The sequence below is a fragment of the Reyranella sp. genome (assembly GCF_052439685.1).
Lineage (GTDB): Bacteria > Pseudomonadota > Alphaproteobacteria > Reyranellales > Reyranellaceae > Reyranella.
On the sequence record NZ_JBQVQG010000021.1, the window covers coordinates 68,710 to 89,711 of the forward strand.

Annotated in this window: 19 protein-coding genes and 1 other RNA gene; all 20 read left to right on the forward strand. The window is 67.7% G+C overall.

The window, feature by feature from the left end; translation table 11 throughout:
• The first annotated feature begins 20 nt into the window (after positions 1 to 20).
• A complete protein-coding gene (locus tag ACT6UX_RS22555) occupies positions 21 to 740 on the forward strand; it encodes a sulfite exporter TauE/SafE family protein (RefSeq protein ID WP_444777395.1) in 720 nt (239 codons plus the stop codon).
• Positions 741 to 749: 9 nt separating this feature from the next.
• The gene (locus ACT6UX_RS22560; RefSeq protein WP_444777396.1) at positions 750 to 1,451 is read left to right on the forward strand and encodes a TerB family tellurite resistance protein; all 702 of its coding nucleotides are present in this window, start codon (positions 750 to 752) and stop codon (positions 1,449 to 1,451) included.
• A 2-nt stretch (positions 1,452 to 1,453) separates the two neighbouring features.
• A complete protein-coding gene (locus ACT6UX_RS22565; protein WP_444777397.1) occupies positions 1,454 to 2,143 on the forward strand; it encodes an N-acetylmuramoyl-L-alanine amidase in 690 nt (229 codons plus the stop codon).
• 12 nt (positions 2,144 to 2,155) lie between these two features.
• Positions 2,156 to 2,543: RNase P RNA component class A (gene rnpB / locus ACT6UX_RS22570), an RNA gene on the forward strand.
• 215 nt (positions 2,544 to 2,758) lie between these two features.
• Positions 2,759 to 3,238, forward strand: coding sequence for a division/cell wall cluster transcriptional repressor MraZ (locus ACT6UX_RS22575; protein ID WP_444777398.1), 480 nt, complete (start codon positions 2,759 to 2,761; stop codon positions 3,236 to 3,238).
• On the forward strand, positions 3,235 to 4,182 hold the full coding sequence (rsmH, locus tag ACT6UX_RS22580; RefSeq protein WP_444777399.1) for a 16S rRNA (cytosine(1402)-N(4))-methyltransferase RsmH: 948 nt from the start codon (positions 3,235 to 3,237) through the stop codon (positions 4,180 to 4,182). The genes ACT6UX_RS22575 and rsmH overlap by 4 nt, the downstream gene beginning before the upstream one ends.
• Positions 4,179 to 4,733, forward strand: coding sequence for a cell division protein FtsL (gene ftsL, locus ACT6UX_RS22585; RefSeq protein WP_444777400.1), 555 nt, complete (start codon positions 4,179 to 4,181; stop codon positions 4,731 to 4,733). Before rsmH ends, ftsL begins: the two co-directional genes overlap by 4 nt.
• Entirely contained in the window at positions 4,730 to 6,616 is a 1,887-nt protein-coding gene (locus ACT6UX_RS22590) for a peptidoglycan D,D-transpeptidase FtsI family protein (protein ID WP_444777401.1), read from the forward strand. The genes ftsL and ACT6UX_RS22590 overlap by 4 nt, the downstream gene beginning before the upstream one ends.
• A 4-nt stretch (positions 6,617 to 6,620) precedes the next feature.
• A complete protein-coding gene (locus ACT6UX_RS22595; protein ID WP_444777402.1) occupies positions 6,621 to 8,090 on the forward strand; it encodes a UDP-N-acetylmuramoyl-L-alanyl-D-glutamate--2,6-diaminopimelate ligase in 1,470 nt (489 codons plus the stop codon).
• Positions 8,087 to 9,493 carry a UDP-N-acetylmuramoyl-tripeptide--D-alanyl-D-alanine ligase gene (locus ACT6UX_RS22600; RefSeq protein ID WP_444777403.1) on the forward strand — a complete coding sequence of 469 codons (1,407 nt, stop codon included), beginning with the start codon at positions 8,087 to 8,089 and terminating at the stop codon, positions 9,491 to 9,493. Before ACT6UX_RS22595 ends, ACT6UX_RS22600 begins: the two co-directional genes overlap by 4 nt.
• A 1-nt stretch (position 9,494) precedes the next feature.
• A complete protein-coding gene (mraY, locus tag ACT6UX_RS22605; RefSeq protein ID WP_444777404.1) occupies positions 9,495 to 10,586 on the forward strand; it encodes a phospho-N-acetylmuramoyl-pentapeptide-transferase in 1,092 nt (363 codons plus the stop codon).
• 3 nt (positions 10,587 to 10,589) lie between these two features.
• Positions 10,590 to 11,978 (forward strand): UDP-N-acetylmuramoyl-L-alanine--D-glutamate ligase, encoded by a 1,389-nt coding sequence (gene murD / locus ACT6UX_RS22610; protein WP_444777405.1) that lies wholly within the window; start codon positions 10,590 to 10,592, stop codon positions 11,976 to 11,978.
• Complete coding sequence (locus tag ACT6UX_RS22615) at positions 11,975 to 13,102, forward strand: FtsW/RodA/SpoVE family cell cycle protein (RefSeq protein ID WP_444777406.1); 1,128 nt, start codon at positions 11,975 to 11,977, stop codon at positions 13,100 to 13,102. The genes murD and ACT6UX_RS22615 overlap by 4 nt, the downstream gene beginning before the upstream one ends.
• Positions 13,099 to 14,226 carry an undecaprenyldiphospho-muramoylpentapeptide beta-N-acetylglucosaminyltransferase gene (gene murG, locus ACT6UX_RS22620; RefSeq protein ID WP_444777407.1) on the forward strand — a complete coding sequence of 376 codons (1,128 nt, stop codon included), beginning with the start codon at positions 13,099 to 13,101 and terminating at the stop codon, positions 14,224 to 14,226. The genes ACT6UX_RS22615 and murG overlap by 4 nt, the downstream gene beginning before the upstream one ends.
• On the forward strand, positions 14,223 to 15,698 hold the full coding sequence (murC, locus tag ACT6UX_RS22625) for a UDP-N-acetylmuramate--L-alanine ligase (protein ID WP_444777408.1): 1,476 nt from the start codon (positions 14,223 to 14,225) through the stop codon (positions 15,696 to 15,698). The genes murG and murC overlap by 4 nt, the downstream gene beginning before the upstream one ends.
• On the forward strand, positions 15,698 to 16,627 hold the full coding sequence (murB, locus tag ACT6UX_RS22630) for a UDP-N-acetylmuramate dehydrogenase (RefSeq protein ID WP_444777415.1): 930 nt from the start codon (positions 15,698 to 15,700) through the stop codon (positions 16,625 to 16,627). Before murC ends, murB begins: the two co-directional genes overlap by 1 nt.
• Positions 16,624 to 17,553: a D-alanine--D-alanine ligase gene (locus tag ACT6UX_RS22635; protein ID WP_444777409.1), complete on the forward strand. Its 930-nt coding sequence runs from the start codon at positions 16,624 to 16,626 to the stop codon at positions 17,551 to 17,553. The genes murB and ACT6UX_RS22635 overlap by 4 nt, the downstream gene beginning before the upstream one ends.
• Positions 17,550 to 18,431 carry a cell division protein FtsQ/DivIB gene (locus ACT6UX_RS22640; protein ID WP_444777410.1) on the forward strand — a complete coding sequence of 294 codons (882 nt, stop codon included), beginning with the start codon at positions 17,550 to 17,552 and terminating at the stop codon, positions 18,429 to 18,431. Before ACT6UX_RS22635 ends, ACT6UX_RS22640 begins: the two co-directional genes overlap by 4 nt.
• A 41-nt stretch (positions 18,432 to 18,472) precedes the next feature.
• Complete coding sequence (gene ftsA, locus ACT6UX_RS22645) at positions 18,473 to 19,708, forward strand: cell division protein FtsA (RefSeq protein ID WP_444777411.1); 1,236 nt, start codon at positions 18,473 to 18,475, stop codon at positions 19,706 to 19,708.
• Between the two features lie 148 nt (positions 19,709 to 19,856).
• On the forward strand, positions 19,857 to 21,002 hold a 1,146-nt coding region (ftsZ, locus tag ACT6UX_RS22650; protein WP_444777412.1), incomplete at its 3' end, for a cell division protein FtsZ.

Below are 21,002 nucleotides of genomic sequence, written 5' to 3' on the forward strand. Positions count from 1 at the left end.
CGCCCGCAATGCCGGATCTGTTGAGTTTTCCTTTTCTCGTTTCTGCCGTGGTTGCCTGCATTGCAGGCATGGTGCGCGGCTTCGCCGGTTTCGGTGCCGCGATGGTGATGACGCCGATCTTTTCGGCCCTTTACGGGCCAGCGGTCGGGATTGCACTCTGCCTGCTTCTCGAAATCGCGGTCGCCCTGCCGCTCATCCCGGCCGTGGTGCGTCTGGTCGACTGGCGGCGAATCGGCCTGCTGCTGGTGGCGGCAGCCCTCGCGGTACCGATCGGCACCCACACGCTGACCGGGGTCGAGCCGGAGCCGATGCGGTGGGCGATCTCGGCCATCATCCTCGGCGCGGTGACGCTGCTGGCCTGCGGCTGGCGCTACTCCGGGCGCCCGAACGCTGCCGCCACAGTCGTGGTCGGGGCGACCAGCGGCTTCCTGAACGGGCTCTCGGGCATGGCCGGCCCGCCGATCGCCTTCTACTATCTGGCGGGCAGCGAACCAGCGGCGCGCGTGCGGGCAAATCTCACGACCTATTTCGTCTTCGTCGATCTGATCGCCCTGGCATCGTTCGCGTCGCGCGACCTGATCGGCTGGAACACCGGCGTGCAGGGCCTGTTTCTCGCCCCGGCGGTGATGCTGGGCGGCGTTGTGGGCGAGCGACTGTTCCCGCTGGCTAGCGAGAAGTTCTATCGCCGCCTCGCGCTCGGCCTCCTGGTCTGCGTCGCAATCGGCTCCCTGCTGGTATAAAGGCAAGGCATGAGGATCTGGGACAAAATCGTGGAAGGCATGAACGGTCTCGGCATCGCCGAGCTGTTGGGCCTGTCCTCCCCGCCGGCCGACGATGGCGGCCATCCCGGTCTGCGGCAGATCGGCTTCACCATCGGCGTCATCGCCCTAGGTGCCAAGATGGCGCGTGTCGATGGCCAGGTCTCGGAGATCGAGAGGGCCGCGTTCCGCGACTTTTTCCAGGTGCCGCCGGGCGAGGAGGCGAATGTCGAGCGCTTCTTCGATCTTGCCAAGCGCGATGCCGGCGGCTTCGAGACCTATGCCCGCCAGGTCGCCGCGCTGTTTCCCGATGCGCCCGAGATCCTCGAGAACGTGATCGAGGGCCTGTTCAGCATCGCGCAGGCCGACGGCAAGGTCGATGTCGCGGAAGCCGACTATCTCGCGAAGGTCTCGAACATCTTTGGCCTTCCGAGTTCGCGTTTCGAACGGGCAAAGGCGGCGGCGCTGGGTGCGGTGGAGTGCGAGCCCTGCGTCGTGCTCGGCATCGATCCGCTGGCGACCGACGAGCAGATCCGCGAAGCCTGGTTGCGGCAGGTCCGCGCCAACCATCCCGACCGGCTGATGGCGCAGGGGCTGCCGGAAGAGGCGATCGCGGTCGCCAACCGCAAGCTCGCCCTGATCAACGACGCCTATGACCGGCTGCGCAGGCAGCGTGGCCTCGTGCCGGCCTGAGCGTGAATTTCATCGACCTTCCGTCGCCCAACCACGCGCCCAGGCCGGACGGCACGGTCGTCGATATCCTCGTGCTGCATTACACGGAGCTACCGCTGCAGGAGTCGCTCGACATCCTGCGCGACGGCACGCGTGAGCTGCGCGTCAGCTCCCACTATGTGCTCGATCTCGACGGTACCGCTTACCGCCTCGTGTCCGAGGATCGCACCGCGTGGCATGCTGGCAAATCGTGGTGGCGCGGCCGCGAAGCGCTGAATGCCACCTCGATCGGCATCGAGATCGTGAATCTGCACGGTGATCGCTACGACTATCCGGGCGAACAGATCGATGCGCTGGTCGAACTGTGCAGAGGGATCCTGGCACGCCATCCCGCCATCGAGCCGCGCAACGTGGTCGGCCATTCCGACATCGCGCCCCAACGCAAGATCGATCCGGGGCGGCGCTTTCCGTGGAAGCGATTGGCGGAGCAGGGGATCGGCCTGTGGCCGAAGGCCGGGACCCGGCCGTTGGACGGCGACTTCCACAAGGCGCTCCAGCGTTTCGGCTATGCGCCGCCGCTCGCCGTGCCGCCGAAGGAGATCGTGAAGGCCTTCCAGCGCCACTACCGGCCGGCCCAGGTCGACGGCATGATCGATCCCGAAACACGCTCGCAGTTGGCGGGCCTGCTTGACCCGCTGGGACGGGCAGCCTAGTCAGGCGCCGGATCAGACGGCTGGATGGCTGCACTCGGACGGGCAACCGAACGGGTGAGGAAAGTCCGGGCTCCACGGAGACACGGTGCCGGATAACGTCCGGCGGGGGCGACCCCAGGGAAAGTGCCACAGAAAACAGACCGCCTGCCTGGCTCGCCAGGACGGCAAGGGTGAAACGGTGGGGTAAGAGCCCACCGCGCGACCGGCAACGGAAGCGGCACGGCAAACCCCACCGGGAGCAAGACCAAATAGGGGCGACACGCCGGGCAACCGGCAGCGGTGTTTCCGCGTCGTCGCCCGGGTCGGTCGCGCGAGGCGTTCGGTAACGGACGTCCCAGAGGAATGGCCATCCATCGCTTTCGGGCGAGGACAGAACCCGGCTTACAGGCCGTCTGACCCATTTCATTCCCGCACGAGCAAGTAAACCCACAACCTATTGTGCTTGTTGATGGTTAACAGGCGATAGATATTGTGTCTAAGTCTTTCAGATTCCTTGGGGATTCTTCCCGTAGATAATTGCATCCCGCTCTTTCCCATGATATCCCAATGTATCCCGTGTAACAGGCGGCGCAGGGGCGTGGGGCACCTGCAACGGGTCTAGGGGGAGAGGGGCCGGTGGCCTTTCGGTCCGAAATCCTGATCAAGCTGGACAAGAAGGGCCGGGTCCTGTTGCCCGCGGCTTTTCGCGACGAGCTGCCTGTGGACGATCGCAGCGCCTTCGTGCTCTATCATTCGCCCAACATTCCTGGTGTCGTGAACGGCAACTCCCGTACGGGCTTCGATGCCATGCTCGAGCGGCTGCGCGCTGAGGCGCTCGGGCCGAAGGGTTCGCTGAAGGTCGCGCTCGATGACGAGGCCTTCGATCCGGCGGGTTATCTGTCGGCGGGCGCCCGCACCGTGGCCATGGAGCCCGATGGCCGTTTCTCGATGCCGTCCGAGTTTGCCAATGCCCTCGACGCCGCCGATGGCGTGATGCTGGTCGGCAAGGTCGACAAGTTCCAGCTCTGGAATCCCGCGCGCTGGCAGGCGCGCCGCGAGGCCGAGCGAGAGAAGATGGCGGCGTTCGTGCGCAATCTCGGCGGAGGCGACGCATGAGCGGCGTCCGCCACATTCCCGTGATGGCGCGCGAAGTCGTCGATGCGCTGCGGCCGCGCGACGGTGGCCGCTACCTCGACGGTACGTTCGGTGCCGGTGGCTATACCACGGCGATGCTCGATCGCGCCGATTGCGAGGTCATCGCCATCGATCGCGATCCCGACGCCATTGCTGCGGGTCGGGTGCTTGCCGAGCGTTACGCGCCGCGGCTGCGTCTGATCGAAGGCCGCTTCGGCGATATGGCCGAGCTCCTGTCGGCCGAGGGTGTCGAGGATGTCGATGGCGTGGCGCTCGATCTCGGTGTTTCGTCGATGCAGTTCGACCAGGCCGATCGCGGCTTCTCGTTCCGCGCCTCCGGCCCGCTCGACATGCGCATGGAGAAGAACGGTCTGTCGGCGGCGGATCTCGTAAACGAAACGAACGAAACGGACCTTGCCGACATCATCTGGCGTTACGGCGAGGAGCGCCGCAGCCGCCGTGTCGCGCGCAGCATCGTCGAGGCGCGCCGCGCCAAGCGGATCGAGACCACGGGCGAACTGGCCGAGATCGTGCGCCGCGCGGTCGGTCCACAGGGCCGGGACGAGAGCGATCCGGCGACGCGGACCTTCCAGGCCCTGCGCATCGCAGTGAACGACGAGCTGGGCGAACTTGAGCGCGGCCTCGCGGCTGCCGAACAGGTCCTGGCGCCGGGCGGCCGTTTCGCGGTCGTGTCATTCCATTCGTTGGAAGACCGGGCCGTAAAGGAATTCGTGCGGGCCCGGGCTGGCCGCACGCCCGGACCCTCGCGTCATGCGCCGCCCGTCGGGGGCGAGCGTGCTGCGACCCTGCGCGACCTGACGCGCAAGCCCACGCTGCCGTCGCCCGAAGAGGTCGCCGGCAATCCCCGTGCGCGTTCGGCGCGGCTGCGCGTCGCTGAGAAGCTCGGCGCCGGGGGGCGCGCATGATCCATCGCGGACTCCTGTTCTGGTCGGTCGTCGCCGTCGCCACGGCCGTGGGCCTGTTCACCGTGAAGTACAAGGTGCAGGACCTCGAGGAGCGCATCGACCGCACCAACCAGAGGATCATCGAGAGTCAGCAGGCCACGCACATCCTGCGGGTCGAATGGGCTCACCTGAACGAATCCGAGCGCATCGAGGCGCTCGCGCAGAAGCATCTCAAGCTCGAGTCGGCCTCGATCAAGCAGGTCGTCCGACTCGATCAGCTCAAACCCGAATCTGTCCCCCCGCGGCGCGATCCACCGCCTCCTTCCCCCCCACGAACGGGCAACGACGTCCCCTCGTCGAACTTGCCCGGTGGTGGTGGCCGCGTCGCAGCGGAGGCCGGCAGCCCCTCGCCGGCCTCCGCACCCCATTCCCAGCGTTCCTCCGGACCCACGACGCCCCCTCGACCGGCTCAAATCCAAGAGCCGGCAACATCGGGTCCGGTTGGCGACGGCAAGAGCGTCGCAACCTCCATCGATGATATCCTCTCGAGAAATGAAGGGGGTTCCCGGTGAAGCTGTGGCGAAAGTCTGCCTCGCCCGAACCGGCCGCCGCGGTAAACGCGGCGGCCGGCGCGCGTTACACCTCGCCCAAGGAGCGCCTGAAAGGCGACGTCCAGGAGACCGCACGCCAGCGTCTGGTGATCGCTTCGGTGATTTTCGGACTGGCCTTTACCGCGGTCGGCCTGCGCATGGGCTATGTCTCGCTGCTGCGCGACGGCGCCGAGCCGACGCAGCGCGTCGCCGCCCGCGGCGGCTCGATCCAGTCCGAGCGCGCCGACATCGTGGACCGCAACGGCGCCGTGCTGGCGACATCGGTCCCCGTCATGTCGGCGTTCGTCAATCCGCACCTGCTGCTCGACCCGCAGGAGGCCGCGCGCAAGATCGTCACGGCACTGCCCGACCTCAAGTACGACGACGTCCGCGAGAAACTGGAAGGCGACAGGACCTTCGTGTGGATCAAGCGCGGCCTCAGCCCGCGCGAGCATGACCGCGTCAACCGCCTCGGCATTCCCGGCCTCGACTTCCAGGCCGAGGAACGGCGGATCTACCCGCAGGGGACGGCCGCCGCGCACATCCTCGGCTATGCCAGCGTCGACAATACCGGCCTGGCCGGCGTGGAGCGCTACTTCGACCAGCAGCTGCAGAGCGGCGAAACGCTGCAGCTCTCCATCGACCTTCGCCTGCAGCGCATCGTCGAGCGCGAGATCTTGCGCGTGGTCCAGAAATTCTCCGCGATCGGCGCGACCGGCATCGTCATGGACGCGACCAACGGCGAAGTCCTCGCGATGGCGTCGCTGCCGACCTACAATCCCAACAGCACCCGCACCCTGACCAACGAGGCGTTGTTCAACCGCGCCACGCTCGGCGTCTACGAACAGGGCTCGACCTTCAAGATCTTCAACACCGCGATGGCGCTCGACTCGGGCAAGGCCTCGATGACCAGCGTCTTCGACGCGACCTCGCCGATCAGGATCGACCGCTTCACGATCAACGACGACCATGCCCAGCGGCGCCCGCTCTCGGTGCCGGAGATCTTCAAATATTCGTCCAACATCGGCTCGGCCAAGATGGCGGTCGAGGTCATGGGGCCGGAAGGCCAGCGCGCCTTCTTCGACAAGATCGGATTCCTGAAGCCGGTTTCGACGCAGTTGCCGGAAGTGGCGGGGCCGCTGTGGCCGCGCCACTGGATGAAGATCAACACCATGACCATCGCCTTCGGTCACGGCATCTCGGTGACGCCCCTGCATCTGGCGATGGGCTCGTCTGCGATGATCAATGGCGGCATCCTCTATCAGCCCTCGCTGGTGAAGCGCACCGCCGCCAGCGACAAGGGACGTCGCGTCATCCAGCAGAAGACCTCGGTCAGCATGCGCCAGCTCCTGCGCCTCAACGCTGTCGAGGGCACGGGCAAGAATGCCAATGTTCCGGGCTACGAGGTCGGTGGCAAGACCGGCACGGCCGAGAAACCGGGCCGCGGCGGCTATCGTCAGAAGGCCCTGATCAGCTCCTTCGTCGGCGCCTTCCCGATGAACGATCCGAAGTTCGTCGTCATCGTCTCGCTCGACGAGCCGAAGGGCCTGCCGGAGACCGGCGGCTACGCGACGGCGGGCTGGGTGGCGGCCCCATCGGTCAAGCTCATCATCGAGCAGATGGTGTCGCTCTACGGCATCCTTCCGGGCGACCTGAAGGACGGCCTGCCCCCGATCGAGATCGCTTCGACGCCCGTGCCGCCTCCCGTCGCGCCGCCGCAGCTCGTGCCGGCCAGCGTGCGGCGTTCGCCGGGCGATCATCGTCGCGCCCTGCCGGTCCGCCCGGCGCCCGGGCAGACAGCGGTGGTTCCCGGTCAGACGGCGGCGGCCCCGGGTCCGGCGGTGCGTCGTGTTGCGTCTGAGTGAGCTCATGCGCCGGAGCGCCGACGCAACCGCGACCTCTGCCGCGCTGCCGCGCGATCCCATTCTTGCCGGACTGACGCTCGATTCGCGCAAGGTCCGGCCGGGCTATCTCTTCGCCGCCCTGGCAGGCAGCCGGCAGGACGGGGCGGCCTTCGTGGCCGATGCGGTGAAGCGCGGCGCGGTCGCCATCCTGGCGTCGCCCGACGCGGAGTTGCCGCCGCTCGATCCCGGCATCGTCGTCGTACGTGACGTCAATCCGCGCCGTCGCGTGGCGCTGATGGCCTCGGCCTTCGCCGGCGCGCAGCCCGCGACCATCGCCGCCGTCACCGGCACCAACGGCAAGTCCTCGACGGTGCACTTCGTGCGCCAGATATGGGAGCGGATGGGCCTCCGGGCGGCGAGCGTCGGCACGCTGGGCATCGTCTCGCCGACCCTGGTGCGCGACGGTGGCCTCACGACACCGGACCCGGTGCAGCTTCACGAGGATCTCGCCGCCCTGGCGCGGGACGGAGTTTCCCATCTCGCCATTGAGGCGTCGAGCCACGGCATCGATCAGCATCGGCTTGATGGGCTGCGCCTGTCGGCGGCGGCCTTCACCAATCTCACCCACGAGCATCTCGACTACCACCAGTCGATGGACGCCTATTTCTCCGCCAAGGCGCGCCTGTTCGAGGTCCTGCTGCCGCCGGGCGGCACGGCCGTCGTCAATGCCGACAGCGACCGGGCGGACGCGCTGCGGGCGATCTGCGCGCGACGCGGCATCCGCTACTGGACCTATGGTGCGAAGGGCAAGGAGTTCCGCCTGCTCGCCGACGAGCCGACTCCGACCGGACAGCATCTCGTCCTCGACGTGACGGGCATGCGTCGCGAGATCGACCTGCCGCTGGTTGGTGGTTTCCAGGCCTCCAATGCGCTCGCAGCCCTCGGCCTGGTGGTCGCGACGGGCGGCGATGCGGCGCGTGCTGTCGAGGCCCTGGCGCATCTGACCGGCGCTCCCGGCCGGCTGCAGCTCGTGGCCCGCCATCGCTCGGGCGCCGCGGTCTATGTCGACTACGCCCACAAGCCGGAGGCGCTGGAGACGGTGCTGCGGACCTTGAGGCCCTTCGCGCGCGGCAAGCTCGTTGTCGTGTTCGGCTGCGGAGGTGATCGCGACCGCGGCAAGCGGCCGGTGATGGGCGAAATCGCCACACGTCTCGCCGACCTCGCGATCGTGACCGACGACAATCCGCGCAGCGAGGAGCCCGCCGCGATCCGCGCCGAGATCCGGCGGGGTATCGCCGAGGACCGCCGCAACTGGATCGAGATCGTCGAGGGCCGGCACGCCGCCATCGCCGCCGGCATGGACGCGCTGTCGAGTGCGGACGATCTGCTGCTGATCGCCGGCAAGGGCCACGAGACCGGCCAGACGATCAAGGGCGTCACCCATCATTTCGACGACGCCGAGGAGGCGCGCGGGCTTGCCGGAGGCGGTGCGTGAGCGCGCTATGGACCTCCGACGAAGTGCAGGCGGCCCTCACCGCATCCTCGATCACGGCGCCGTTCGAAGCCCAGGGCGTGACCTTCGACAGCCGAGCGGTCGGCAAGGGTGACCTGTTCTTCGCGCTGAGCGGCGAGACGACCGACGGTCATGGCTTCGTCGCCGACGCCTTGTCGCGTGGCGCCGCGGCCGCGGTCGTGTCGCGTGAGGTCGAGGGTGCGCAGGGCACGCTGGTGCGTGTTCCTGACACGATGAAGGCGCTGGTCGAACTGGGCGTGGCCGCGCGCCGCCGCAGCAAGGCGCGCATTGCCAGCGTCACCGGCTCGGTTGGCAAGACCGGCACCAAGGACGCCTTGCGCGCGATGCTGTCGTCACAGGCCCCGACCTCCGCCAGCGTGGCGAGCTACAACAACCATGTCGGCGTGCCGGTGAGCCTCGCGCGCCTGCCGCGCGACGTGCGGTACGGCGTGTTCGAGCTCGGCATGAATCACCCCGGCGAGATCGAGCCGCTCGCCCGGCAGGTCGCGGCGCATGTCGGCATCGTGACCAATGTCGGACCGGTCCATATCGGCCACATGGGCAGCGAGGAAGCGATCGCCGACGAGAAGGGCTGCCTGTTCGCCGGCATGTCCGAAGGCGCAGTCGCCGTGCTCAATCGCGACAGCCGCCATTTCGAGAGGCTGGTCGGAAAAGCCCGTGAATTCGGCGTTTCCCGCATCGTCGGGTTCGGCCGCAGCGAGGCTGCCGAGGCCCGACTTGTCTCCTGCGACCTGCAGGATTCGGGAAGTGATGTTGCAGCCTTGATCCACGGTCGCAGGATCGAGTATCGGCTGGGCGCGGCAGGGGAGCACTGGGTCTTGAACAGCATCGGCGCGCTGGCCGTCATCGAGGCCCTGGGCGCGGATGTCGCCAAGGCGGCGGCGACACTGGCTGAGGTGAAGGCCTCTGCGGGGCGCGGCGCGCGGCGCATGCTGGCCTTCGGCGAGGGCACGATCGAGCTGCTCGACGAGAGCTACAACGCCAACCCGGTTTCGGTGCGGGCGATGCTCTCGGTGTTGGCGCGTACCGAGCCGCAGCCGGGCGCACGGCGGATCCTGGCGCTGGGCGACATGCGCGAGCTGGGCGAGGAGGCCGATGCCTATCACGCCGGTCTCGCCGATGCCGTGGCAGCGAGCGGTGCGACCCAGGTCTTCCTGTGCGGGCCGCATATGCAGGCGCTGTGGCAGGGTCTCTCGCCGGCGCAACGCGGCGCGCACCGGCCGGATTCGGCGGCGCTGGCAGGCGAAGTGGCTGCCGCGCTGAAGGCAGGGGACGTGGTCGCAGTGAAGGGTTCGCTGGGATCCAAAATGAAGATCGTCGTGGACGCCATCGTGGCGGCCAGCGGCGGCGAGGCGGGACGCTAGGATGTTCTACAATCTTCTCTATCCCCTGGCGGACCAGTTCACGCCCTTCAACCTGTTCCGGTACCTGACGTTCAGGTCGATCGCCGCCTTCCTGACGGCGCTGGTGCTGAGCTTCCTGATCGGCGGTGCGCTCATCCGCTGGCTGCGCAGCAAGCAGAAGCAGGGACAGCCGATCCGCGACGACGGACCGGCCAGCCACCTGATGACCAAGAAGGGCACGCCGACGATGGGCGGCCTGCTGATCCTGATCACTCTGTCGGTCGCGACGTTGCTGTGGGCCGACCTCACCAACCGCTATGTCTGGATCGTGCTCGCTGTCACGCTCGCCTTCGGCGCCGTGGGATTCATGGACGACTATCTCAAGGTCACCAAGCGCAACCCCAAGGGTGTCCCGGGCAAGCTCAAGCTCGCTCTTGCGGTCGTGGCCTCCGGCGTCGCCGTCTATCTGATCGCGCAGTCCTCGCCGCCGCCGCTGCGCTATGCGCTGGCCGTGCCCTTCCTCAAGGACGTGCTGATCCCGCTCGGCGCGGTGGGCTTCGTGGCTTTCGGCGTGCTGGTGATCGCCGGCACTTCCAATGCGGTCAACCTGACGGATGGACTCGACGGACTCGCCATCGGCCCGGTCATCATGGCCTCCGCCGTGTTCGGCTTGATCGCCTATGTCGTGGGCAACTCGATCCTCACCAACTATCTCTATCTGCATCACGTGCCGCGTTCGGGTGAACTCGCGGTGCTGCTGGCGGCGCTGGTCGGCGCCGGCCTCGGTTTCCTGTGGTTCAACGCGCCACCGGCCATGGTGTTCATGGGCGACACCGGTTCGCTCGCCATCGGCGGCGCGCTGGGCGCGGTCGCGGTCGTGACCAAGCACGAGATCGTGCTGTCGATCGTGGGCGGCCTGTTCGTGCTGGAGACCGTGTCGGTGATCGTGCAGGTCCTGTCCTTCAAATGGACCGGCAAGCGGGTCTTCCGCATGGCGCCGCTGCACCATCACTTCGAGCAGAAAGGCTGGGCCGAACCCACCATCGTCTTCCGCTTCTGGATCATCGCCGCCATCCTGGCGATGGCCGGCCTCGCGACCCTGAAGCTGAGGTAACGCATGATCGATCTCGCCATCCTCAAGGGTTCGTCGTTCGTCGTGCTGGGGCTCGCGCGCTCCGGACTGGCGACCGTTCGCGCCCTCAGGGCGGCCGGGATCGACTGTGTCGCCTGGGACGACAGTGCCTCCTCCCGCGCGGCGGCTGAAAAGGCCGGAGCCCGGATCGCCGATCCCGTGACGATCGACTGGTCGGGCATCGACGCACTGGTGATCAGCCCCGGCATTCCCAGCACGCTGCCGGTGCCGCATCCGGTCGCCGTGGCGGCGCGCGCCGCCGGCAAACCGATCATCTGCGATGTCGAGCTGCTGGCCCGGGCGCAGCCCGAGGCGCGGTTCGTCGCCATCACCGGTACGAACGGCAAGTCGACGACGACGGCGCTGGTCGGCCACATTCTCCGGCAGGCCGGTGCGCGCTGCGAAGTGGGCGGCAACATCGGCCGCGGCGCGCTCGACCTCGAGCCGCTCGGACAGGGCGGCCTCTACGTGCTGGAGCTTTCCTCGTACCAGCTCGAGCTTCTTCAGACCTTCCGTGCCGATGTCGCGGTCTGGCTGAACATCACACCCGATCATATCGACCGGCATGGCGATCTCGTTGGCTACGTTGCGGCCAAGAAGAACATCTTCGCCCGCCAGCGCGCCGGCGACTGCGTCGTGATCGGCACCGAGGACGAGCCTTCGCGCCGGGTCGAACGCGAAATGGCAGCCCGCCCCGCCATCGCCTGCGTTCCGGTGGCGCTCGATCGTCCCGTGGCCAACGGCATCTCCTATCGCGCCGGCATGCTGGTCGACGCCGACGGCTACACGGTCGACTTCTCCGACGTGCTCACCCTGCCGGGCGATCACAATGCGCAGAATGTGGCCTGCGCCTGGGCGGTCTGTCGTTGGCTCGACGTGCCGCGCGAGGCGATCGTCGCCGGCTTGCGGACCTATCCCGGCCTGCCCCATCGCCAGGAGCGCGTCGCCGCGGTCGGCAAGGTCGTCTACGTCAACGACAGCAAGGCCACGAACGCCGACGCGACCGCACGGGCCCTGTCCAGCTATGAAGATATCTACTGGATCCTGGGTGGCCAGGCGAAGGAGGGCGGCGTCGCGCCGCTCGCGAACTACTTCGATCGCATCCGCCACGCCTTCCTGATCGGCGAGGCCACCGAGCTGTTCGCCGGACAGCTCGAGGGCAAGCTGCCCTACAGCCGCTGCGGCGACCTGCAGTCGGCGCTGAATGCCGCCCACACGCTGGCGCAACGCGAAGCCGTCGGACATGCCGTCGTCCTGCTGTCGCCGGCCTGCGCTTCGTGGGACCAGTGGAAGAGTTACGAACATCGCGGCGATGCCTTCCGCACCATGGCGCGGGCTCTGCCGGGGGCCGAGAATTTGGGGAGGGCGGCTTGATCCAGGTTCCGCGCGACGATCGCAGTGTGATCGGCCAGTGGTGGTGGACCGTCGACCGCTGGTCGCTCGGGGCGATCCTCGCGATCATGGCCTTCGGCGTGATGCTGACGCTCGCGGCCTCGCCGCCGGCGGCGGAGCGCATCGGCGCCGACTCCTTCCTCTTCGCCAAGCGCCAGTTCCTGTTCCTGCCGCTGGCGTTGCTCGTCATGCTGTCGATCTCGCTTGCCTCGCCGCGGCACATACGGCGGCTGGCGCTGCTCGTCTTCTGCGGCAGCCTCGTGCTGCTGGCCGCCACTTTCGTGATCGGCGTCGAGATCAAGGGTGCGCGGCGCTGGATCGCCGTGCCCGGTCTGTCGAGCGTGCAGCCGTCGGAATTCGTGAAACCGAGCCTCGCGGTGATCTCGGCCTGGCTGCTGGCACAGAGCCGAACCGAACGGCGCGCGCCGGGCTATCTCCTGTCGACCCTGCTGGTCGGCGGCGTGCTGGCCCTGCTGGTGCTCCAGCCCGACCTCGGCATGAGCGTCGTGGTGGCGGCCGTCTGGGCCGTCCAGCTCTTCGTCGTCGGACTGCCGATGTGGGTTGCAGGCTTCGGTGCGGTGGCCGGCGCAGCCGGCATGGTCGGCGCCTATTTCCTGTTCAGTCACGTGCGCAGCCGCTTCGACCGCTTCCTCGATCCGTCCTCGGGCGACAACTACCAGGTCAACACCTCGCTCGAGGCCTTTATGAACGGCTCGCTGTTCGGCCGTGGCCCGGGCGAGGGCACCGTGAAGGCGCAGCTTCCCGACGCCCATACCGACTTCGTGATGGCGGTGGCGGGCGAGGAATTCGGCCTCGTCGTCTGTCTGATGATCCTCTGCCTGTTCGCCTTCGTGACCTTGCGCTCGATGTCGCGCGCCTCGAAGGAGACCAGCCTGTTCATCACCCTCGCGGCCACCGGCCTCGCCGTCCAGTTCGGCCTGCAGGCGGCGATCAACATGGCCTCGACCATCCAGCTGATCCCCGCCAAGGGCATGACCCTGCCGTTCATCTCCTATGGCGGCTCCTCGGCGCTGGCGATGGCGATTTGCGTCGGCATGATGCTGTCGCTCACGCGTGAACATGCCGGCCTCCGGGAGGCCGTATGACGCAGGCGTTGCGTCCCGTGGTCCTGGCGACCGGCGGCACCGGCGGGCATGTGTTCCCGGCGGAGGCGCTGGCGGGCGAACTCGAGGCGCGGGGCGTACCCTTCACCCTGGTCACCGATTCGCGCGGCCGGCAGTGGCAGGGCGCGCTGTCGCGGCGGCCGATCCACTACATCCATTCCGCGAGTCCGACCGGTTCACCGGTGAAGAAGGTTCTAGCGCTCTTCTCGCTGGCCCTCGGACTGTTCGACGCCTGGCGGGCGCTGGGCCGCATCGGCCCGTCGGTTGTCGTGGGCTTCGGCGGTTATGCCTCGGTGCCGACCATGGTCGCCGCTCGCCTGCGCCGGTTGCCCGCGATGCTCCATGAGCAGAATGCCGTGCTGGGCCGCGCCAACCGTCTCGTCCTCGGTGGGGCAGGCCGCGTCGCGACCTCCTTCGCCCGCACCCGCTATCTCGACGGGGATGCCAGGGCGCAGCTCGTCGGCAATCCCGTGCGCGAGACCGTGCGGGCGCTGCGCGATTCTCCCTACCGTCCGCCCGGCGAGGGGCGGGTGATCGATCTTCTGGTGTTCGGCGGCAGCCAGGGCGCCGCCTCGTTCGGCGAGGTCGTGCCGCAGGCCGTTCTGTCCCTGCCTCAGGCCCTGCGGTCGCGCCTGCGCATCGTGCAGCAGTGCCGTCCCGAAAGCATCGACCGGGTGCGCACCAGTTACGTCCGGGCGGGTGTCGTCGCCGAGATCGCGCCGTTCTTCGCCGATCTGCCTCAGCGCATGGCGGCCGCGCATCTCGTGATCGGTCGCTCCGGCGCCTCGACGGTGGCGGAGTTGGCGACGATCGGCCGGCCATCCATCCTGGTGCCCTATCCCTACGCTGCCGACGATCACCAGACCGCCAATGCGCGGGCCTTCGAGGCGACGGGTGCCTGCATCGTGCTGCCGCATGCCTCCTTCACCGCCGCCACCTTGGCAGGTCATCTCGTGTCCCTGACCGAGGAGCCGGAGCGCCTTGCGGCGATGGCGAGAGCGGCCCACGCCGCCGGCCGTCCCGACGCGGCGGCGCGGCTTGCGGACGTCGTCGGTGACTTCGTCTCTCTTCCCCTTTCGCCTTCAGCCACGGGAGTCGCCGCATGAGGGCGTTGCCGCTCGATCTCGGTCTCATCCACTTCGTCGGCATTGGCGGTATCGGCATGTCCGGCATTGCCGAGGTGCTGCACAATCTCGGCTACAAGGTGCAGGGCAGTGACGTCGCCGAGAGTGGCAACACACGCCGCATCGCCGACCTCGGCATGAAGGTGATGATCGGACACCGCGCCGAGAATGTCGGTAACGCCCAGGTCATGGTCGTGTCGAGCGCGGTCAAGAAGGACAATCCCGAGGTCCTGGCCGCTCGCACGCGCCATGTCCCGGTCGTGCGGCGCGCCGAGATGCTGGGCGAGTTGATGCGGCTCAAATGGTCGATCGCGGTCGGCGGTACCCACGGCAAGACGACGACCACCTCGCTGGTCGCCTCGATGCTCGATGCCGGCGGTCTCGATCCGACGGTGATCAACGGCGGCATCATCAACGCCTACGGCACCAATGCCCGTCTGGGCGAGGGCGACTGGATGGTCGTCGAATCCGACGAATCCGACGGCTCGTTCCTGCGACTGCCGGCCACCATTGCGGTGGTGACAAACGTCGACCCGGAGCATCTCGACCACTACGGCACCTTCGACGCGCTGCGCGACGCCTTCGTGCGCTTCGTCGAGAACATTCCCTTCTACGGCTTCGCAGTCCTCTGCTCGGACCATCCCGAGGTCCAGGCGCTGATCCCGAGGGTCGCCGACCGCCGCATCATCACCTACGGTATCGGCGCCAATGCCGACGTGCGCGCCATCAACCTGAAGCTCGATCGCAGCGGCGCCGATTTCGACGTCATGGTGGAGAATCGTGCCACCAACGAATCGCGGACCATCACCGGCATGCGTCTGCCGATGTTCGGCCAGCACAACGTCCAGAACGCGTTGGCGGCCATCGCCGTCGCCCAGGAGATGGGCCTGCCGGACGACACGATCCGTCGCGCGCTCGGCTCGTTCGCGGGCGTCAAGCGGCGCTTCACCAAGACCGGTGAGGCCCATGGCATCACGGTGATCGACGATTACGGCCACCATCCGGTGGAAATCGCGGCCGTGCTGCGGGCCGCCCGCCAGGCCTATGGCGGCTCGGGCCGGGTCATCGCCGTCATGCAGCCGCACCGCTACTCGCGTCTCGGCGCACTGCGCACCGAGTTCGCCACCTGCTTCTCCGATGCCGATGCCGTGATCATCGCCGACGTCTATGCCGCGGGCGAAGCGCCGATCGAGGGCGTCAATCGCGACATGCTCGTGGGCCTGGCGCAGCGCGCCGGCCATCGCGACGTGATGCCGCTCACCGGGCCTGGCGAGCTTCCGGAAATGATCTGGCAGATCGCTCGTCCCGGTGACGTGGTGGTTTGCCTGGGCGCCGGCAACATCACGGCCTGGGCGCACGCGCTGCCCGGTCAGATCCAGCAGCTCGCGGCCGAGAAGGCCGGTCCGCGTGCCATCGCCAACGATGCGAGCCCCCACGGCGGATCGGCGGCATGATGGCTGTCGCCGCCTCGACGCCCCATCTGATCGACCGGCTGGCCCGGCCGCGCGGACGCCTCACGGCAGACGCGGCGCTGGGACCGCAGACCTGGTTTCGCGCCGGCGGGCCGGCCGAAGTCCTGTTCAGGCCGGCCGATGTCGAGGATCTGGCAACGTTCATGGCCGCTCTGCCGTCCGACGTGCCGGTCACGGTGCTGGGCGTCGGCTCCAACATCCTCGTGCGCGATGGCGGCGTGAAGGGCGTGGTGATCCGCCTGCTGCGCGGCTTCACCGGCATCTCGGTCGAAGGCCACGAGATCGTGGCGGGCGCCGGCGCGCTCGACCTCAACGTCGCGCTGACGGCGCGTGGTCATGCACTGGCCGGCCTCGAGTTCCTGAGCGGCATTCCCGGCACGATCGGCGGGGCGCTGCGCATGAACGCCGGCGCCTATGAGGGCGACCTGTCCCAGGTCCTCGTGTCCGCTGAAGCGGTCGATCGGGCGGGCAAGGTCCACGTGATTGCGGCGTCCGCGCTTGGCTTCAGCTATCGCCATAGCGACGCGCCGCCGGACTGGATATTCACGGCGGCGCGGCTGCGCACGACGCCGGGCGACCAGCTGGCCATCGCCCGTCGCATCGCCGAGATCGATGCCGCCCGCACCGACTCCCAACCACGCAGCCGCACCGGCGGCTCCACCTTCGTCAATCCACCGGGCCACAAGGCCTGGCAGCTGATCGACCAGTCGGGCTGTCGCGGCCTGCGGGTCGGCGCGGCCCAGGTTTCCGAGAAGCATTGCAACTTCCTGATCAACCTCGGCGAAGCGACGGCTGGCGACATCGAGGGGCTGGGCGAGGAAGTGCGCCGCCGCGTGCTGGAAAAGACCGGCGTGCAGCTCGAATGGGAAATCCGGCGTATCGGCGAAACGGCGGGGAGGGCGGGGCAATGACGCGCGTCGCAGTCCTGATGGGTGGTTGGTCGCCCGAGCGTGAAGTCTCACTGGTGAGCGGCAAGGCCTGTGCCGAGGGCCTGCGCGAAGGCGGGCACGAAGTCATCGAGTACGATGTGAAGCGCGACTTGCGCGCGCTGGTCGATTTCCTGCGACCCGCCGGCGGCGGCGGGCCGGATGTGGTCTTCAACGCCCTGCACGGTCGCTACGGCGAAGACGGCTGCATCCAGGGTGTGCTCGAGATCATGCGCGTGCCCTATACGCATTCCGGTGTGCTCGCCTCGGCGATCGCCATGGACAAGCCGCTCGCGCGGCACATCTTTGCGTCGCTCGGCCTGCGCGTCGCCGAGGGCAAGGTCGTCGAGCGGCGTTCGCTCGCCTCCGGCGATCCCATGCCGCGCCCTTATGTCGTGAAGCCGATCGACCAAGGGTCGAGCATCGGCGTTCACATCGTGCGCGACGGAGACAATCTGGCGGCTGTCGAGGCGGCGGAGGCGACGTTCGGCGAGCGTGTGCTGATCGAGAAATTCGTGCCGGGCCGCGAGCTTACCGTCGCCGTGATGGGCGACAAGCCGGTCGCCGTGACCGAGCTGCGGCCACGCACCCGCTTCTATGACTACGAAGCCAAATACACCGACGGCATCACCGAGCATCTCGTGCCAGCGCCGGTTCCGGAAGACGTTTATGAGGCCGCCAAGCAGTGGGCGTTCGCGGCCTATCAGGAGCTCGGCTGCAACGGGCTGGCTCGCGCGGACTTTCGCTGGGACGATTCGAAGCCCGGCACCTCGGGACTCGTGATTCTGGAGCTGAACACCCAGCCCGGCATGACGCCGCTGTCGCTGGCACCGGAGCAGGCCAAATGGGCGGGAATCTCCTGGTCCCAGCTCATGACCTGGATGGTCGAAAACGCGAGGCATCCGTCTTGAGCGCGGCGAAGAAGACGGCCACGCCGAAGGCCGGTGCCGCGCCGCGCCGCGACTATGATCGGCGCAAGAAACGCGGACCGATCCGCAAGGCCAGCCGTCCGTTCTGGAAGCAGCCGGTGCTGCTCGGGGCCATCGTCTTGCTGCTGGGTTGCGGCGGCGGTGGTGGCTGGTGGGCCTGGCGGGAAGGCTGGCTCGTCGAGGCGCAGAACCAGTTCGACGCAATCTCGCGCAGCGTCGTCGGCGCCATCACGCCGTTCAAGCTGGCGGACGTCACGGTCGAGGGTCGCGACTATGTCGAACGCAGCGACATCCTCGCGGCGCTGAACGTGAGCCGGGGCGACTCGCTTCTCGGCATCGACCTCCAGGCCTCGCGCAAGCGGCTTGAGGCGATCGACTGGGTCGAATGGGCGACCGTGGAGCGCCGCCTGCCGGACACGCTCTATGTCACCATGAAAGAACGCCGCGCCGTGGCGATCTGGCAGAACGGCGACCAATACACGCTGATCGACGCCAACGGCCGGACCGTGCGCGCGAGCCGCATGCCACCCGGCGCCGAAACGTTGCTGCTGCTGGGCGGCCCCGGTGCGCCGGACCATGTCGGCGACCTGCTGCTGCTGCTCACCTATGAGCCCACGGTGGCGCGGCAGCTGCGCTCCGCCGTCTGGGTCGGGCAGCGGCGCTGGAACCTGATCCTGAACAACGGCGTCGAAATCTGGCTGCCGGAGGAGGACGCCGTCGCGGCCCTCCAGCATCTTGCGAAGCTCGACGGGCAGCACAAGCTGCTGTCGCGCGAATTCGGTGTGGTCGATCTGCGACTCCCCGACAAACTTTATCTCAGGAAGCGCAATCCGGGCGACGCGACGCCCGGGCCAGCGTAACATCAAAAAATCGCGAGAGTACGCGTAAGACGGGGGACATCGTGGCGAAGACGAGAAATGGCGTCATTGCAGCGCTCGACATCGGAACGAACAAGGTCGTGTGCTTTGTTGCCCGGGTCGACGGGCAGGGACTCCGCGTGGTCGGCATCGGCCACCAGCCCGCGCTCGGGATGCGGTCTGGCAACATCGTCGACATGGAAGCGGCGACGCGTGCGATCTCGTCGGCCGTGTCGACCGCAGAGGAAATGTGCGGCGAGCACGTCCGGGACGTCATCGTCGGCGTGAGCGGCGGATCGGCGGCCTCGCACAATCAGAGCCTCGAGGTCGCAATCGGGCATCACGAGATCGGCGAGCGCGATGTGCGCCGCGTGCAGCAGCACATCCAGCTTCCCGCCGAGACGGCCGACCGCGACATCATTCATTCCGCCGCCATCGGCTACACGGTCGACGGCACGCCTGTCCGCGATGCGCGCGGCATGTTCGGCGAGCGGCTGGGCGTCGATGTCCATCTGGTGACCGCGGCGAGCGGCGCGATGCGCAACCTGCAGGTCTGCGTGCGCCGTGCCCATCTCGAGATTGCCGACCGGGTCGTCGCCGCGCACGCCGCCGGTCTCAGTTCCCTCGTCTCCGACGAACGCGACCTCGGTGTCACCCTGATCGACATGGGCGCCGGCACGACCTCGATCGCGGTGTTCTACGAGGGCCATCTCGTCCACGTCGATTCGATCCCGGTGGGCGGCGAGCATGTGACGCGCGACATCGCGCGCGGCTTGTCGACGCCGGTCGCGCATGCCGAGCGGATGAAGACGCAGATCGGCCGTGCCGTCATCAAGCCGAACGATGAGTACGACATCATCGACGTGCCACTGATCGGCGAGGAGGACCGCACGCGGCCCAACCACATCCCGCGTTCGATTCTGGTCGGCATCATTCGTCCCCGGGTTGAAGAAACGTTCGAACTCGTGCGCAGCCGACTCGAAGCGAGCGGTGTGGATAAGTTGGCCGGCGGACGCGCCGTCCTGGTCGGCGGTGGCTGTCAGCTCGACGGCGTACCCGAAGTTGCGGCCGCGATTCTCAACAAGAAGGTCCGCACCGGCGCGCCGCTCAGGCTCGCAGGCCTTGCGGATTCGACCGGCGGCCCCGCATTTTCCGCCGCCGCCGGGCTTCTCACCTTCGGACTCCACAGTCATGCGGTCGTGCAGAACCAGCCAGCGTCGAACGAAGCTCCGGCGAGTCGCATCGGCCGGATTGGCAGTTGGATTAGGGATAACTTTTAGGCAATATGTTGTGCGGGATAAGGCAGTTCCCACAGGCTATAGACAAAAGATAAAAAGAAACCGGTGTCGGTGAAGGGTCTCTAGCGTAACAGGAGGCTCACGCTGTCGCTCCGGGCAGATTACCCCTCGTTTGCGTGGAGAAAACCGAATGACAATCAACCTCAGTCTCCCTCAGACGGAGTCCGAGATTAAGCCGCGCATTACCGTCATTGGTGTCGGTGGCGCGGGCGGAAACGCCGTCAACAACATGATCAGTGCCGCGCTGGAAGGCGTGGAGTTCATCGTTGCCAACACCGATTCACAGGCGCTGAGCCAGTCGCTCGCCGATCGGCGCGTCCAGCTCGGCATCACCATCACCCAGGGACTGGGCGCTGGTGCACGACCCGAGGTCGGCCGGCAGGCCGCCGAGGAAGCGCTGCCCGAGATTCTGCAGCTGCTCGACGGCGCCAACATGGTGTTCGTCACCGCCGGTATGGGCGGCGGCACAGGCACCGGTGCGGCGCCCGTTATCGCCGCTGCGGCGCGCGAGCAGGGGATCCTCACCATCGGCGTCGTGACCAAGCCCTTCCACTTCGAAGGCCGTCGCCGCATGCAGTCGGCCGAGCAGGGCATCACCGAGCTGGAGAAGGTCGTCGATACGCTGATCGTCATCCCCAACCAGAACCTGTTCAAGATCGCCAACGAAAAAACGACGTTCGCGGACGCCTTCAAGATGGCTGACGACGTGCTGCACATGGGTGTGCGTGGCGTCACCGATCTGATGGTCATGCCGGGTCTCATCAACCTCGACTTCGCCGACATCCGCACCGTCATGGGCGAGATGGGCAAGGCGATGATGGGTACGGGTGAGGCGGAAGGTCCGGATCGCAGCCGCGTCGCGGCCGAGTCCGCCATCTCCAACCCGCTGCTGGAAGATCATTCGATGAAGGGCGCAAAGGGCGTTCTCATCAACATCACCGGCGGCCTCGACATGACGCTGCACGAAGTCGATGAGGCGGCCAACCGCATCCGCGAGGAAGTCGATGGTGACGCCAACATCATCTTCGGCTCGACCTTCGATGCGACGATGGATGGCCGCATGCGCGTGTCGGTGGTCGCCACCGGCATCGCCGCGATGGCCGCCCAGCAGCCCGCGCCGAACTACCTGTCGCTCGACATGAACCGCCCGATCCAGACCGGTCAGCCGGCGCTCAGCCGCCCGGTCGCGCCGCCGGTCGGCCGGGTTGCCATGCCGACCGCTGCCACCGCAGCGCCCACTCCGTCGATGCCGGCCGCGCCCGTCGCGCCGCCGGTC

Excerpts from the sequence above, each read along its gene's own strand:
- ACT6UX_RS22560 (WP_444777396.1), top strand. The coding sequence starts at position 750 with ATGAGGATCTGGGACAAAATCGTGGAAGGCATGAACGGTCTCGGCATC.
- rsmH (WP_444777399.1), top strand. The coding sequence starts at position 3,235 with ATGAGCGGCGTCCGCCACATTCCCGTGATGGCGCGCGAAGTCGTCGAT.
- ftsL (WP_444777400.1), top strand. The coding sequence starts at position 4,179 with ATGATCCATCGCGGACTCCTGTTCTGGTCGGTCGTCGCCGTCGCCACG.
- ACT6UX_RS22595 (WP_444777402.1), top strand. The coding sequence starts at position 6,621 with ATGCGCCGGAGCGCCGACGCAACCGCGACCTCTGCCGCGCTGCCGCGC.
- mraY (WP_444777404.1), top strand. The coding sequence starts at position 9,495 with ATGTTCTACAATCTTCTCTATCCCCTGGCGGACCAGTTCACGCCCTTC.
- murD (WP_444777405.1), top strand. The coding sequence starts at position 10,590 with ATGATCGATCTCGCCATCCTCAAGGGTTCGTCGTTCGTCGTGCTGGGG.
- murG (WP_444777407.1), top strand. The coding sequence starts at position 13,099 with ATGACGCAGGCGTTGCGTCCCGTGGTCCTGGCGACCGGCGGCACCGGC.
- murC (WP_444777408.1), top strand. The coding sequence starts at position 14,223 with ATGAGGGCGTTGCCGCTCGATCTCGGTCTCATCCACTTCGTCGGCATT.
- murB (WP_444777415.1), top strand. The coding sequence starts at position 15,698 with ATGGCTGTCGCCGCCTCGACGCCCCATCTGATCGACCGGCTGGCCCGG.
- ACT6UX_RS22635 (WP_444777409.1), top strand. The coding sequence starts at position 16,624 with ATGACGCGCGTCGCAGTCCTGATGGGTGGTTGGTCGCCCGAGCGTGAA.